The organism is Streptomyces sp. NPDC002845 (assembly GCF_053591955.1).
Genome location: NZ_JBSFUU010000044.1, coordinates 34,322 through 49,407, shown reverse-complemented (window position 1 = coordinate 49,407; position 15,086 = coordinate 34,322). Strand labels below are relative to the sequence as shown.

The 15,086-nt window shown below is 71.3% G+C and carries 11 protein-coding genes; 3 read left to right on the top strand and 8 right to left on the bottom strand.

What is annotated here, in order from left to right:
- The first annotated feature begins 180 nt into the window (after window positions 1–180).
- Window positions 181–1,524, top strand: coding sequence for a pectate lyase family protein (locus ACWD3C_RS28610; RefSeq protein ID WP_451148848.1), 1,344 nt, complete (start codon window positions 181–183; stop codon window positions 1,522–1,524).
- 99 nt (window positions 1,525–1,623) lie between these two features.
- On the opposite strand, the gene metG is transcribed toward ACWD3C_RS28610, so the two are convergent.
- Window positions 1,624–3,339 (bottom strand): methionine--tRNA ligase, encoded by a 1,716-nt coding sequence (metG, locus tag ACWD3C_RS28605; RefSeq protein ID WP_451148846.1) that lies wholly within the window; start codon window positions 3,337–3,339, stop codon window positions 1,624–1,626.
- A gap of 213 nt (window positions 3,340–3,552) precedes the next feature.
- On the bottom strand, window positions 3,553–5,268 hold the full coding sequence (locus tag ACWD3C_RS28600; RefSeq protein ID WP_451148844.1) for a VWA domain-containing protein: 1,716 nt from the start codon (window positions 5,266–5,268) through the stop codon (window positions 3,553–3,555).
- A gap of 244 nt (window positions 5,269–5,512) precedes the next feature.
- Between ACWD3C_RS28600 and ACWD3C_RS28595 the strand changes: the two genes are divergently transcribed.
- Window positions 5,513–7,591, top strand: a complete 2,079-nt coding sequence (locus tag ACWD3C_RS28595) for a PhoX family protein (RefSeq protein WP_451148842.1) — start codon at window positions 5,513–5,515, stop codon at window positions 7,589–7,591.
- Window positions 7,592–7,594: 3 nt separating this feature from the next.
- Here the strand turns inward: ACWD3C_RS28595 and ACWD3C_RS28590 are convergent, their stop codons facing one another.
- From ACWD3C_RS28590 to ACWD3C_RS28570, 5 genes are all read right to left on the bottom strand, one after another.
- Window positions 7,595–8,572 (bottom strand): LysR substrate-binding domain-containing protein, encoded by a 978-nt coding sequence (locus ACWD3C_RS28590; RefSeq protein ID WP_451148840.1) that lies wholly within the window; start codon window positions 8,570–8,572, stop codon window positions 7,595–7,597.
- A gap of 411 nt (window positions 8,573–8,983) precedes the next feature.
- Window positions 8,984–10,000 carry an endonuclease/exonuclease/phosphatase family protein gene (locus ACWD3C_RS28585; protein ID WP_451148838.1) on the bottom strand — a complete coding sequence of 339 codons (1,017 nt, stop codon included), beginning with the start codon at window positions 9,998–10,000 and terminating at the stop codon, window positions 8,984–8,986.
- A gap of 108 nt (window positions 10,001–10,108) precedes the next feature.
- Window positions 10,109–10,558 carry a DUF7144 family membrane protein gene (locus ACWD3C_RS28580; protein WP_451148836.1) on the bottom strand — a complete coding sequence of 150 codons (450 nt, stop codon included), beginning with the start codon at window positions 10,556–10,558 and terminating at the stop codon, window positions 10,109–10,111.
- 20 nt (window positions 10,559–10,578) lie between these two features.
- Complete coding sequence (locus tag ACWD3C_RS28575; protein WP_451148834.1) at window positions 10,579–11,544, bottom strand: hypothetical protein; 966 nt, start codon at window positions 11,542–11,544, stop codon at window positions 10,579–10,581.
- A 161-nt stretch (window positions 11,545–11,705) separates the two neighbouring features.
- Window positions 11,706–12,173, bottom strand: coding sequence for a hypothetical protein (locus ACWD3C_RS28570; RefSeq protein WP_451148832.1), 468 nt, complete (start codon window positions 12,171–12,173; stop codon window positions 11,706–11,708).
- 154 nt (window positions 12,174–12,327) lie between these two features.
- Here ACWD3C_RS28570 and ACWD3C_RS28565 point away from each other — a divergent pair, with 154 nt between their 5' ends.
- Entirely contained in the window at window positions 12,328–13,650 is a 1,323-nt protein-coding gene (locus tag ACWD3C_RS28565; RefSeq protein ID WP_451148830.1) for a PP2C family protein-serine/threonine phosphatase, read from the top strand.
- Here ACWD3C_RS28565 and ACWD3C_RS28560 read toward each other — a convergent pair.
- Window positions 13,637–14,995 carry a hypothetical protein gene (locus tag ACWD3C_RS28560; RefSeq protein WP_451148828.1) on the bottom strand — a complete coding sequence of 453 codons (1,359 nt, stop codon included), beginning with the start codon at window positions 14,993–14,995 and terminating at the stop codon, window positions 13,637–13,639. The two genes, ACWD3C_RS28565 and ACWD3C_RS28560, sit on opposite strands and share 14 nt — an antisense overlap.
- Window positions 14,996–15,086 lie beyond the last annotated feature (91 nt).

Sequence of the window (15,086 nt, the reverse complement as noted above, 5' to 3'; positions counted from 1 at the left end):
GGTTCCATCTCGGTTCCATCTCGGCTCCATCTCGGCGCCGTGGATGGGGAGTTGATCGTCGACGAGCCCGAAGTCACGGCAACCTTTCCTGGCCCCGCGACCACAGATGATCCGGAAGCCCTTCACGGGCCTCACACGAGCCACGTGTTTCACCGAACCGGATCACATAAGGACTCATCAGTGGCATCTCCCTCCCACCGCCGGTCCCTCCGCAAGCGGCGCACCGCTCTGATCTCCGCGGCCGCGGTGACGGCCGCGGGTCTCGGCGCCGTCCCGTTCGTCATGAACGCGAACGCGGGTGCCGTCGAGCTGGCCCGCCAGACGCTGCCCGCCAAGGACGGCTGGGCGGCGTACGGCTCCGGCACGACCGGTGGTTCGAAGGCCGACTCCGCGCACGTCTTCACCGTCAGCACCCGTGCCCAGCTGGCGAAGGCACTGGGCAAGGGCACCGACTCCACGCCGAGGATCATCAAGATCAAGGGCACGATCGACGCCAACACGAACGACGCGGGCAAGAAGCTGACCTGCGCCGACTACGCCTCCGGCACCGGCTACTCGCTGTCCGCCTACCTCAAGGCGTACGACCCGGCCACCTGGGGCAAGAAGGCACCGTCGGGCAAGCAGGAGAACGCCCGCGAGGCCGCCGAGGCCAAGCAGAAGAAGAACATCGTCTTCAAGGTGCCCTCCAACACCACCATCGTGGGCGTCCCGGGCACGGGCGCCGGGATCAAGGGCGGCAGTCTGCAGGCGCAGGACGTCGACAACGTCATCATCCGCAACCTCGCCCTCACCGCCACCGAGGACTGCTTCCCGCAGTGGGACCCGACCGACGGTTCCGCGGGCGAGTGGAACTCGAACTACGACTCGGTGACACTGCGCGGCGCGACCCACGTGTGGGCCGACCACAACACGTTCAGCGACGCGCCGTTCTTCGACAAGGACGAGAAGAAGTACTTCGGCCGCAAGTACCAGGTCCACGACGGCGCCCTCGACATCACCAACGGCTCCGACCTGGTGACCGTCTCGCACAACCGGTTCACCAACCACGACAAGACGATGCTGATCGGCAGCAGCGACAAGGACAGCGTCGGCAAGCTGCGCGTCTCCATCCACCACAACGTGTGGGAGGGCATCGTCCAGCGCGCCCCTCTGGCCCGCATCGGGCAGATCCACCTCTACAACAACCTGTACGTCACGACCCCGCTCAACGGCTACGCCCCCAAATACAGCCTCGACTCCCGCGCCAAGGCCCAGGTCATCGCCGAGCACAACACCTGGACCCTCCCGTCCGGCGCCAAGGTCGCCAAGCTCCTCAGCGGCGACGGCACGGGCTCGGTCGCGGGCCGCGGCAACGTGGTGAACGGCAAGACCACGGACATTGTCGCCGCGTACAACTCCGCCAACTCGAAGAAGATCAAGACCACGGTGAACTGGAAGCCGACGCTGACGGCGGGCCTCCAGACCTCCGTGAAGAGCCTGACGGCGGATCTGCTGAAGACGGTGGGTGCCGGGGTTCTTTCCTGACCCGCCTCCTGAAGACCCAAGAAGGGCCCGGGACTTGTGGATGGTCCCGGGCCCCTGAGGGTCTGACGTTCTGATGTTGCCGCTGTTGTGCCTCTGCTGTTACTCCGAGGCCCCGCCGAAGCGCTCCCGGTAGGCCTCCAGGTCGTCTTCCGTGATCTTGGCGAAGAGGACCGGGGGGACGGTGAAGGGGGTGCCCGCGGGCACGGAGGTGAGGGACCTGGCCTCGTCGGGCGTGACCCAGGCGGCGGTGTCGTCCTTCAGGTCGAAAGCTCCGCGCATGGCGGCCGAGGAGGTCGGGATGAAGGGCTCGGAGACCACCGAGTAGAGGTGGATGAGGTTCATCGCCGTACGGAGGGTGAGGGCCGCGCCGTCGGGGTTGGTCTTGATCTCCAGCCAGGGGGCCTTCTCCTCCAGGTAGGAGTTGCCGGCCGACCACAGGGCGCGCAGGGAGGCGGCCGCCTTGCGGAACTGGAGGGCCTCCATGTGCTCCTCGTACTCGGCGAGCAGCCGGGCGATCTCCTCGCCGAGCTTCGTCTCCGCCTCGCCGGGCTCCGTGCCCGCAGGGACCTGCTCGCCGAAGCGCTTCCTGGAGAAGGACAGGACGCGGTTGACGAAGTTGCCGAGGGTGTCGGCGAGGTCCTTGTTGACCGTGGCGGCGAAGTGCTCCCAGGTGAAGGACGAGTCGTCCGACTCGGGAGCGTTGGCGATCATGAAGTAGCGCCAGTAGTCGGCGGGCAGGATTTCGAGGGCGTCGTGGGTGAAGACGCCGCGGCGCTGCGAGGTGGAGAACTTGCCGCCGTAGTAGTTGAGCCAGTTGAAGGCCTTGATGACGTCGACCTTCTTCCACGGGGCGCGGGTGCCCAGCAAGGTCGCCGGGAACATCACGCTGTGGAAGGGGACGTTGTCCTTGCCCATGAACTGCGTGTAGTGGACGTCCGCCTCCGACTCCCACCACCACGAACGCCAGTCCCGGTTCTCCGGGTCCTTGTCCGCCCACTCCTTCGTCGCGCCGATGTACTCGATCGGGGCGTCGAACCATACGTAGAAGACCTTGCCCTCGGCCGCCAGGTCCGGCCAGGTGTCCGCCGGGACCGGGACGCCCCAGTCCAGGTCACGGGTGATCGCGCGGTCGTGCAGGCCTTCGGTCAGCCACTTGCGGGCGATGGAGGAGGCGAGGACGGGCCAGTTGTCGGCGCGCTCGTCGACCCACGACTCGACCTCGCCGGCGAGCGCCGACTGGAGGAGGAAGAGGTGCTTCGTCTCGCGGATCTCCAGGTCGCTGCTGCCGCTGATCGCGGAGCGGGCGTCGATCAGGTCCGTGGGGTCGAGTACGCGGGTGCAGTTCTCGCACTGGTCGCCGCGGGCCTTGTCGTAGCCGCAGTGCGGGCAGGTGCCGATGATGTAGCGGTCGGGGAGGAAACGGCCGTCGGCGTTCGAGTAGACCTGGCGGATGGCCCGCTCCTCGATGAAGCCGTTCGCCTTCAGCTCCCGCGCGATCTCCTGCGTGATCTCGTGGTTCTGCGGGGACGAGCTGCGGCCGAAGTAGTCGAAGGCGAGTGCGAAGCCGTCGTAGACCGCCTTCTGGGCGTCGTGCGCCTGGGCGCAGAACTCGTCGACCGGGACGCCCTGCTCCTTGGCGGCCAGCTCGGCGGGGGTGCCGTGTTCGTCCGTCGCACAGATGTACAGGACGTCGTGGCCGCGCTGGCGGAGGTACCGGGAGTACACGTCCGCCGGGAGCATGGACCCCACCATGTTGCCCAGGTGCTTGATCCCGTTGATGTACGGAAGGGCGCTGGTGATGAGGTGTCGAGCCATCGCGGGCTGCTCCCGGGTCGCTGCGTGAGGTGACGATCGTCGGATTTTGGGGTCGGCGGGTCGTCTTCGGAACCTTGAAATCGTAGCCGACATGGGTGGGCCGCCCGCCTCCCGTTTTACGGGGTGGGAGGGGGCGGCCTGTGGGTGGGCGGTGTGGGGCGGAGGAGTACGCGGGCTGTGTACGCGGGCTGTGTACGCGGGCTGTGTACGCGGTTACGGGCGCCAGGTGGCGAGGATGCCCTCGTAGATCTCCGCGTCCGTGAGTTCGCGGGGGGTCGGGCCCGCGTGGAAGAAGGACGTGTTGTCGGTCTTCAGTTTGCGGAGGTAGTCGAAGGCCTTGTTGTCGTGCTCGCCGAAGGCCACGAAAGAGAAGAAGACGGTGGGGTGGTTCTTGGCGGCTTCCGTGAGGGACTGGGTGGCCGGGGTCTTGGCGTCCGGGGCGCCGTCCGTCTGGAAGACCACCAGGGCGGGGGTCGTGGGGTCGTTCTGCTTCTCGTGGTGGGTGAGTACTTCCTGTACGGCCGCGTGGTAGCTCGTACGGCCCATGCGGCCAAGGTCCGCGTGGAGGGTGTCGATCTTGTTCTCGTGGTCGGTGAGGGTGAGCTCGCCGGTGCCGTCCAGCTCCGTGGAGAAGAAGACGACGTGAACCGTGGCCTCGGGGTCGAGGTGGGCGGCGAGGGCGAGGGTCTGCTCGCCGAGGGCCTGGGCGGAGCCGTCCTTGTAGTACGGGCGCATGGAGGCGGAGCGGTCCAGCACGAGGTAGACCTTGGCTCGGGCGCCGGTGAGGTTGTTGGCCTTGAGGGTGGTGGCGGCGGCCTTGTAGGCGGTGACCAGGCCGGGGGCGCGGGTCTTCAGGCGGGCCAGTGTGACGGCGGGGGTGTCTGCGGCAGCCTCCGGCTCGGGCTCAGCGACAGCCACCGGCTCGGGCTCAACGACAGCCACCGGCTCGGGCTCAACGACAGCCACCGGCTCGGGCTCAGCGGCCTCGGCTTCGCCTTCGGCCGATTCGTTCCCACCCGCACCACCCGTGCTGCTTTCGTTGTCGGGTGCGGGTGGCCCCTGTGGGGCCTCATCGCCGTCGGCGGCCGCGGGTGCGTCCGCCGGGGCGGCAGCCGTCGGCTCGGGCCGCTCCACCGCAACCTCTGCCTCCGGCTCAGTCACAGAGACAGGCTCGGGCTCGGGCTCGGCGACCGGCTCCACCACAGGCTCCGGGTCAGCCACAACCACCGACTCCGGCTCAACCACGACCGTCGACTCCGGCTCAGCAGCCGGCTCCGTCACAAGCTCGGCCTCAACCGTCGGCTCAGGCTCGACCACAGGCTCCGGCTCGGCGGCAGCCGTCCGCTCGGGCTGCTCCACCGGAGCCTCTGCCTCTGCCTCTACCTCTGCCTTCGACTCAGGCTCAGCCGCAGCGACAGGCTCCGGCTCGGCGACCGGCTCCGCCGCCTCCGTCGGCCCCGCCGTCTCCTCTGCCCGCGGCTTCGGCACCGTCACGTTGTCGAAGGCGGCCGAGACCAGGTCGTCCACCACGGAGGGGGACGCCGACGCGGGCACCCCCGCCGGAGCCGTGACCTCAGCCTCGGCCTCGGCCTTGACCTCAGTCTTGACCTCGGCCTTTGCCCCAGCCGAAGCGCTGGCCCCAGCCTCAGCCACAGCCCCGTCGGCAGCCCCAGCCCCAGCCTCAGCCCCGACGGCACCCTCGGCCCCGGCCGTAGCATCCGCCCCGGCCGCAACCTCCGCCGGAGCCTGCACCTCAGGCGCAACCTCAGCCGAAGCCGCCGCCTCAACGGCACCCTCGGCCGAAGTCCCCACCCCCGTCGCAACCTCCGCCGGAGTCCCCACCTCGGCGGCAGCCTCCCGCGAGGGTTCCGTGTCCCGCTCCTTGCGTGAGCGGCTGAACGCGTTCCGCAGGAGAGAAAGAATGCCCATGTGCGCAACCCTTCGCGTGAATTGAAGCCCGTCAATCCCTGGCCAGGACGGACACGTAAGGTTAGCGGCCGACGGTGGTGATCTTGGGCGGGGGCCGGAACGTTCCCTAACCTTCCCCCCGCCCGATGTCAACATCGCCTCAACAACCGCACCTTCACCCCTTGTTCACCTCAAGGCCGTGTTTTCGAACGCACACACGCCTAGCGTCACGTTCACACAAAGGGCACTTATGGGGAGAGCTAGAGTGCGCAGAATGCTTCCGCTGATCGGATCGCCCGGCGCCCACGCGGGTGGCCGTTCCGCCATGACCTGTCGTTACCGCTGTGGTGACGCCTGTTTCCACGAGGTCCCGAACACCACCACCAACGAGTACGTCGGCGACGTGATCGCCGGCGCGCTCAGCCGCCGTTCGATGATGCGGGCCGCCGCCGTGGTCACCGCGACCGCCGCCGCGGGCACCGCCGCCACCGTCGCCGCCGCCCCGGAGGCCGCGGCCGCCACCCCGGAGACGTACGGGAAGGGGAAGCGCTGGGGGCACAAGAAGGGCGCCCGCGGGCTGCGCTTCACCCCCGTCGCACCCAACACCGACGACGCCGTGACCGTCGCCGACGGGTACGGCCAGAACGTCGTGATCCGCTGGGGCGACCCCATCCTGCGCGGTGCCCCCGCCTTCGACCCGGACAACCAGACGGCCGAGGCACAGGCCGGCCAGTTCGGGTACAACTGCGACTTCCTCGCCCTCCTGCCGCTGCGCGGCGAGCGCGGGCGGCAGATCCTCGTCGCGAACCACGAGTACACCAGCGAGGAGATGATGTTCCGGGGGTACGACCCCGAGAACCCGACCCGCGAGCAGGTCGAGATCGCCTGGGCGGCGCACGGCCTGGCCGCCGTCGTGGTCGAGGAGGACCGCAGGACCGGCAAGCTCACGCCCGTGCCGCGCCACCACCTCAACCGGCGCGTCACCGCCACCACCGAGTTCAAGGTCACCGGCCCCGCCGCCGGCTCCGACCTGCTCAAGACCTCCGCCGACCCCACCGGCACCAAGGTCCTCGGCACGCTCAACAACTGCGCGGGCGGCGAGACCCCGTGGGGCACCACGCTCCACGGCGAGGAGAACTTCAACCAGTACTTCGCCAACGCGAGCCGCACCACCGACGCCCGCTACGGCATCGGCAGCGGCGCCAGCGGCCGCCAGTGGGAGCGCTTCGACAAGCGGTTCGACGTCGCCCAGGAGCCGAACGAGGTCCACCGCCACGGCTACGTCGTCGAGTTCGACCCGTACGACCCGGACTCCACGCCCCGCAAGCACACCGCGCTCGGCCGCTTCAAGCACGAGGGCGCGACCGTGCGCCTGACGCACGACGGCCGCCCGGTGGTCTACTCCGGCGACGACGAGCGCTTCGACTACTTCTACAAGTTCGTCGGCAGCAAGCGGATGAAGCACGGCCACAGCCGCGCCGTACGCGAGCACAACATGTCCCTCCTCGACGAGGGCACCCTCTACGTCGCCAAGCTCACCGGCGACTCCCCGGCCATCGAGATCGACGGCAGCGGCAAGCTGCCGAGCGACGGGGAATTCGACGGCAGTGGTACGTGGATTCCGCTGGCCACCGCCACCGCCAAGGGCGCCGTCTCGCACGTCGACGGGATGACGGCCGAGGAGGTCTTCGTCTTCACGCGGCTCGCCGGCGACAAGGTGGGCGCCACCAAGATGGACCGCCCCGAGGACGTCGAGCCCAACCCGGTCACCGGCAAGGTCTACGTCGCGCTCACGAACAACTCCCGCCGCGGCACCAGCGGCAACGCGCCGGTCGACGAGGCCAACCCGCGCATCGGCAACAAGCACGGGCAGGTCCTGGAGCTGACCGAGCGCTGGAACCGCGCCGACAGCACGAAGTTCGCCTGGACGCTCTTCCTCGTCGCGGGTGACCCCGAGGACCCGGCGACCTACTTCGCCGGCTTCCCGAAGGACCAGGTCAGCCCGATCTCCTGCCCGGACAACGTCGCCTTCGACCGGTACGGCAACCTGTGGATCTCCACCGACGGCAACGCCCTCGGCTCGAACGACGGCCTCTTCGGCGTCCCGGTCAGGGGCCACCGGCGCGGTGAGCTCAAGCAGTTCCTGACCGTGCCGCTCGGCGCCGAGACCTGCGGCCCGATCATCCAGGACCGTCGCATCGTCGTCGCCGTCCAGCACCCGGGCGAGGTCGACGGCGCGTCCGCCGACAACCCGATGAGCACCTGGCCCGACGGGCCCGGAAAGGCTGTCCGCCCGGCGGTTGTGTCCGTCTGGCGCAAGGACGGCTGCGACATCGGCGTCTGACGGTCAGCCGGTCAGCCGGTCACTGAGGCTGTACGGCTGTGGGGGCGCTCCTTCTTCCACGAGGGGCGCCCCCTTCGTCGTCAGCCACTCCCGGTACACCGGTGCCTGGCGGGCCGTCTCCCAGTACGCCTCCTCCAGCTCCGGGTGGACGGCGTCGAGGTCCGCGTCCGTACGGGCCGCGAGGAACAGCCGTACGCCGAGGGGGTCGCCGTGGAGGCGGCGTACGGCCATCTCGGGGCGGGGACGGCAGGTCGGCTGGCAGATGGTGACGACCTCGCCGGTGGCGACGAGGGACGCGGTGGTGTGGTAATCGCCGTGCAGGATACGGGGGTTGAGGCCCGCCGAGCGCAGCATGCGGTGCACCGCGTCCCACTCGCCGTCCACCGTCGGGTCGACCATCCAGCGGTCCTCGGCGAGGTCTGCGAGGCCCACGACGGGGCGCGCGGCGGCCGGGTGGTCGACGGGGAGGGACACGAACTGGGGCTCGCGCTCCATCAGGACGCGTACGCGCAGTTCGCCGGGTATGCGCAGCGGGCAGCCCTCCACCTCGTGCACGAACGCCACGTCGAGCTGGCCGTCGGCGACCATGCGGAGCAGGGAGTTCGCGGAGACGTCCATCTGGAGGACCGGTTCCCGGTGGCGCAGGCGCAGGCGGCGCAGCCAGCCCGCGAGGGCGGGGCTCGCGGTGGAGCCGATCCGCAGCTGGGGCCCGGCCGCGGCGGCGGCCCGCGCCTCGGCCACCAGGGCGGTCATCTCGTCCACCAGCGGGCGGGCGCGGCCCAGTACGACCCGGCCGAGCGGGGTCGGGCGGCAGCCGGTACGTTCCCGGAGGAAGAGGGGGCCGCCGAGCTCCTGCTCGATCCGGCGCAACTGGGTACTCAACGAGGGCTGAGCCACACCGAGCCGGCGCGCGGCGCGGTGCAGGCTGCCGGTGTCGGCGATGGCGCACAGTGCGCGGAGGTGCCTGACCTCAAGCTCCATGCCTTGGGAGACTAAGCCGGGAGTACGGGTTTCACCAGACGCACAAACCACGAGCAAAACAGGCGAGTTGGACATTCACCGCCGGGGGCGGCGCCGGGGATAGTCCCGCCCTATCCCCACTTGCCATCATCACAGCCCTGTCACACGCATCGACACTCGACTCAGAGGTCATCCGGCTCCGGCCGCCTGACCGCCACCCCCCACAGGCGCGGGCCGCCCTCCTGCACAGGGCGGCCCGCCCCCCTTTTTTGTGGCTCGGTTCGCCTCCGGGGCGCAGAAGCCTGTGTCGAGAGCCCGACCGTGCTCACCCCTCCTTCGTCGGGGCCTCCGCGCGCTCGGGCTCTCGACACAGGCGCGCCCCTTCGGCTCACTCGCCTTTGGTGTTGCCCTCGGTGTTACCCGGAGAAGTGGTCATTTCCGTTGGTGCAGCGTCAGGTCGACCAGCAGGGCACGGTGGTCGGTGTTCTCCAGGTCGAGGAAGCGGGCGCGTTGGGCGGTGAAGTCGCGGGACACGAGGACGTGGTCGATCTGGGCGCCGAGGGCGGTCGGGGCCGTGCGGGCGGGCCAGGTCGGCGTACGGGCGTCTCCGGCGAGGCGGGCGCCGTCAGTGAGACCGGCGTCCAGGATGCGGCGGAAGGCGGCGTGGTCCTGGGAGGCGTTGAAGTCCCCGGCGAGGACGGTGGGCGTCCCGGTGTCGGCCTCGGCGTACGCGCGCAGGGCACCCAGTTCACTCCGCCAGGTGTCCAACTGGCCCGGGAGCGGGGGGTAGGGGTGCGCGAGCTGGAGCCGTACGGGGTGGCCCTTCACGTCGGCGGTGGCGCCGGGCATGCCCATGGTGCCCGGGACACCCTCGGCGGCCGTCAGCGGAAAGCGGCTGAGGATGACGGACCCCTCGGAGCCGTAGCCCTCGACGGACTGCCGGTGGGCGTACGCGTCCCCGTCGAACTCCTCACTCAGGACCCCCGCGCACCGGTACTCGCACTCCGGCACGAACACGATGTCCGGCTTGGTGCGCCGGATGGCCTCGACCAGGGCCTCGGTCCCCTGCCCGAGCTCCACGTTGGCAGCCATCACCCGCACTTCCGCGACCGGCGGCCCGCCCGGCTCGCTCACCTTCCCGTACGGCTCGATGAACCACGCGAGGAGCCCGAGCACCACGACACCCCACACCAGCCCGGCCCACCACCGGGCGAGCCCGGCGAGGAGCAGCGCGAAGCCGGTGGGGGCGAGCAGCCAGGGCAGGAAGGCGAGCGACTGTGTCACGGGCGTGACCCCGTCACTGTCGGCGGCCCGGTACCCGACGACCACACTCACCCCGACGAGCAGCACCCCGGCCACCCACACCCCGGCTCTGCGCCCGCCCCGCCGCCCCTCGGCACCCGCACCCGCCCCCGCCCCCGTCCGCCCAGCCGCCGCCACCGTGTCCAAGTCCCGGCCTTCCCATCTCCTCCGTCGGGGTGCTCGATTCTCCCCTGAGGACGGTAACGGCGAGGGGAAGGTTGCCGCGAACCCGCTTGCTTCGACCAGCGGCCGGGGCTACCGCGGAGCCTTCGGGTCGGTCGGAGCCGTGGCCAGGGACCACATCACGAAGACGGCGATGGCGATGGAGATGACCGACCAGACGGGGGCGAAGGGCAGGAACAGGAAGTACTCGATGAGGTAGAGCGCGGCGAGAGTGAGGCCGACGGCGCGGGCCCAGTCCTTGGCCTGGAGGATGCCCCAGCCGGTGGCGGCGACGAGGAGGCCGACGACCAGGTGGATCCAGCCCCAGGCGGTGAGGCTGAACTTGAAGACGTAGTCGCCGATGGGCTCGTAGACGTCGTCCGCAGCGATGCCCGCGATGCCGTTGAGGATGCCGATGATGCCGCTGACGAGCATCAGGACGCCCGCGAAGACCGTGCCGCCGGTGGCCCAGGACGCGCCCTTCGGGCGGGTGACGTGCGGGGACGGGGGCGGGGGCGGGGTGGTTGTGGGTGGCTGCGACATGGGGCTCCTCGGGAGGCAGACTAGGACCGATCATCCGCATGCTCGCGCCGCGGGACGTGCGGCGCATGCGCTGAGGGCCGAACGGGTACGCCCGTCGTGGCCGCCGCGCGGCGGCGTACGGCGGCGCCCGTCAGCCATGCCCCCGCCGCCGCCAGCGCCCCGGCCCCTACCAGCGCCCACGTGACCGTCCGCAGGGTGAGCGTCAGCGCGTCGTACACCGCCGCTGCCGCCGCGCGGGAGACGTCCGGGGGGAGGTCGGCGAGGGTCAGGTGGCGGGCCACGGCCACGGCGAGGCCGAGCAGGGCGCCGCCGAGTGCCGTGCCGAGCCCCGTCGCGAGGAGGGCGCGGCGGCGGCAGGTGGCGATGAGGAGGCCGGTGGCGGCCAGGGCGGCGGCGGTGACCGGGAGCCAGAGGGCGGCGACTTCGAGCATGCGGTATCCCCTTCGGATCCGGTCCAGTTCGTCGGCCGTGAGCACCGTGACGCGGGTGTGCGTGACCGGGATGCGGTGGGCGAACGGCACGTGGTCGTCGGCGAGTCGGCGTTTCACACGCTCGGTGACGGGGGCGATGTCGAGCGTCACGGGCCCGCTGCCGTTCCCGCGCAGCGCCCGCAGCACCTCCCCGTGCGCCGCCGGGTTGGCCGTGTCCCAGGCCGTGCGGAACGCCTCGGTGTGCGTGAAGGACCGCACCGCGTCGTACGTGAACGACCGCGTCGGCCCCTCCAGCGACGCCCCGACCCGGACCTCCCGCATGATCCCGGCCGCCACCGCCTCCGCGATCGCGTCCCGCACGTCCGGGTCGTCCGCGAGCGGCGCCGTCACCGCCTGGTACCGGGCCGTGTCCCCGATCTCGTACGTCGCCCACGCGGCCAGCGCGCCGAACGGCAGCAGCAGCGTGCAGGCCAGGGCGATCAGGGCGGCGGACAGGGCGTTCCGGAGCCGGGGAGGGTGGGGGTGGGGGTGGGGGTGGGGCAGAGGGTGGGGCACCTTTTCAGGCAAAGGCGCGGGGGCCGGGTGCGCGAGCGGTCAGGCCGTGCGTGCGTGCAAATGGGCGCAGAGGACAAGCCGTTACGGGGACGGGGATCGCGTCGTCCCACCCGCCCCGCGAACGGTCTTCGCCTCACGCCCGCCGTCGTCCCGTCGGCGTCTCACCTCACCCGGTTTCCCGCCGCGTCCTCGTGCGTGTAGTACCGGTAGAACACCACAACGAACACGGCCGCCCCGATCACCGCACCCATGCCGGTGGAGCGCAGCACGGTCGCGTGCTGGCTGTAGAGGAAGCCGAAGGCGCTGCCCGCGAAGGCGGCCCACAGCAGGGCGTGCTGCTCGCGCTTGAGCCAGGACGCGACCGCCCGTACGCCGATGTAGAGCGCCATGAACACGAACGCGGTCACGAAGCCGAAGAGGACGTTCCAGCCGGTGATGGCGCCGCCGTTGCGCGTCATGGCAGCGGCCCAGTAGCCGTACACGAGTCCGAGGGCCACCGGGAGCGCCCAGCGTGCGAGGGTGTGGGTGCGCTCGTCGAACACGTCGGGCGTACGCGACGGGCGCCGTGGCGCCGGAGTGCGTGACCGGGTGCGTGACCTGGTGCGTGACCTGGGTGCCGCATGAGCCATGGGAGGCCCCTCTCTCTGCTCACTCTCCGCCCCGCCTTCCAGAGCACACCTGGGGCGGCGCCCTGGCAAGTCGGGAGTCGGGAGTCGGGATACGCGAAGTCGGGGGGCGGGAGTCGGGATGCGGGTGCCGTGCGGCCGTGTTTCGCTGGCCTTCATGAAGCCCGGCGAAACACGGCTGCCCGCGCACGAACGGCGGCCCGTGTTCGACCGGCTGCCGCGGCTCGGGCCGGAGCCGGACCTCGCCGAGCGGCAGAAACTGCTCCGGGTGCGCGGCCGCAGCATCGCCGGGCTGCCGCCGCTGCTGCTGCTCGTCGCGATCCCGGTGGTCGACTGGAACACCTCGGGCGACTTCCGGATCCTCTCGTGGCTCGTGCTCGTGCCGGCTGTCGCCGCCGCGGTCTGCCGGGTGTGGACGACGACGCTGTTCGCGGTGCTCGCCCAGCTCACCTACGCGCTGGGGGACAACGCCTGGCCGCACGAGTACCAGACGGGCCTGCCCGACTTCATCCTCATCGCGGCGGGCGGTGCGCTGTCGGTGCTGGCCTGCGCGGTGCGGGTGCGCGGGGAGCAGCGGATGCTGCACATGCGGGACGTCGCCGAGACCACCCGCCGTACGGTGCTGCGCCCCCTGCCGCCGGGGTGGGGCGGCCTCGACCACGCGGCCGTCTACCTCGCCGCCGACAGCGAGGCCCGCGTCGGCGGCGACTTCTACGACATCCAGACCGGCCCGCACGGCACCCGCGTGCTCCTCGGCGACGTCCAGGGCAAGGGCCTCGGCGCGGTCGAGACGGCGGCCGCTCTCCTCGGCACGTTCCGCGAGGCCGCGCACCACGAGGCCCGGCTGACCGGCGTCGCCGGACGGCTGGAGAAGCGGATGCTCCGCCACGTCCGCTACCGCGCGGCCCTCGGCCACTACGACGCCGAGCGCTTCGCCACGGCGGTGCTGCTGGACTTCCCGCCCGCCGCCGTCAACGCCGGTAGCGCCGGTGACGCCGGTAGCCGCCTCTCCGGTGACGCGGACGGCCACCCCACCCCCGACGACCCCCACCCCTCCATCGAGATCGTCGGCTTCGGGCACGAGCCGCCCCTCGTGGTCGCCGCCGACGGCGTACGGTGGCTGCCGCTCGGGGACGGGCTCCCGCTGGGGCTGAGTGAATTGGGGGACGGTCCTCCGCATCCGTACCGGGCCGCGCTGGCGCCGGGTGAGACGTTGCTGCTGTTCACGGACGGGGTGACGGAGGCGCGGGACGGGCGAGGCGTGTTCTTCCCGCTGTACGAGTACGTGGCGGCCGCGGTCGCCGCCGACCCCGCGACCGCGCAGCCGGGGAACCTGGTCGGGCTCGTCCGCGACGGTGTGCTGGGCCACTGCGGGGGCCGCCTCGCCGACGACACGACGATCTTCGCCGTACGCCCGCGCCCGACGACCGGCGTTCCGGGCGTTGGCGAGCCGGGCGCCGCCGGGCTCACCAGCCCGTGATGAGCAGGTGGTTGACGATCAGCGCCACCGCCGCCTGCGCGCCTAGCCAGACCCGCAGGGCCGCCGTACGCGGGAGGAGTGCCGTCGCGGCGAGCAGCCAGAGGGCGAAGGGGAGCCAGATGCGTTCCGTCTCGGCCTTGCTCATGCCGGACAGGTCGGCGACGGCGATCGCGAGGAACGCGGCGAGGACCAGGCCGACGAGCCGGTCGCCCGGGGTCGTCTCACCCGCCCGTGCCCGCCGTACCGCGTCCGGCACGGCGGCCACCGTCCGCCGCAGCCCGACCACGGTGGCGAGCCCCACGACGACCACGGTGCCGGCGAGGTTGGCCCAGACGAAGTAGCCGTACGGGCGGAAGCCCGCCGCGCCCTGGTAGTAGCGCTCGACGAGCAGCCCGTACGCCTCCCACCAGTCGAACCCGACCAGCGCGAAGGCGACGGGGACGACGGCCGTGCCCGCCAGGAGCGGGAGGAGGAGGGTGGGTGACCAGCGCCGCCAGGTCAGCAGCAGGACGGCGGCCGCGATGATCGCGAAGAGGGTGAGGCCGTACGACAGGTACATGGTCCAGCCGAACAGCAGCCCGGAGCCGAACGCCGTGGCGATTCTTGAACGGGCCATACCTGTCGCCGCCAGGGCCAGCAGCGCCACCGCCCAGGCCGTGACGGCGGCGAAGTAGCCGTCCGCGGAGGCGCCGATCCAGATCGCGGCCGGGGCCAGGCAGAGGAACGGGGCGGCGCGGCGGGCGGCGGACTCGTCGGCGAGGGCGCGTACGGCGACGAGGATCGCGGCGAAGGCCGACGTACCGACGACGATGCAGAAGGCGCCCGCCCAGCCCCCGCCGCCGAGCCCGATGCGGTCCAGCCAAACGAAGGTGAGCGTCGCGCCCGGCGGGTGCCCGGCGATGTGCGGGGGCCAGTTGTCGGGGGAGTACATCAGGATGTGGTTGTTGAAGTCCCGCAGGGTCGCGCCGATGTCGTCGAAGCGGTCGATGACCTGGAGGTACTCGTACCTGTGGGTCAGCCGACTGGCGATGCCCCGGTGCCAGCCGTCGATGAGCGCCAGCGACCACGTCCAGGCCATCGCTGTCGCCCAGACCCCGGCGACCAGTCCCCGCCACGGCAGCCGCTGCGCGAGCCCGGGCCCGTACGCGATCACCACGACGGCCACGGCGACCGCCGCCGGGGTGCCGGGACCCACGTGCGGCAGCCACCGGCCGACCAGCGGGGGCCAGCCCAGATGCAGGACGTCGTAGGTGTCCTCCAGGTAATGGCCCACGAGGACGGCCGTCACGAAGAGCAGCACGGCGGCGAGGACCGCATACAGGTCACGGCGAAGGTCGCGGTTCACAACCCGAACGCTAGGCTGCCCGGCCCCGCAAAGCGCCCCTACCTGGGCGGACGTAAGGGTTTCGTCACGGGTCGGCCCCCGCCCGGCGGCA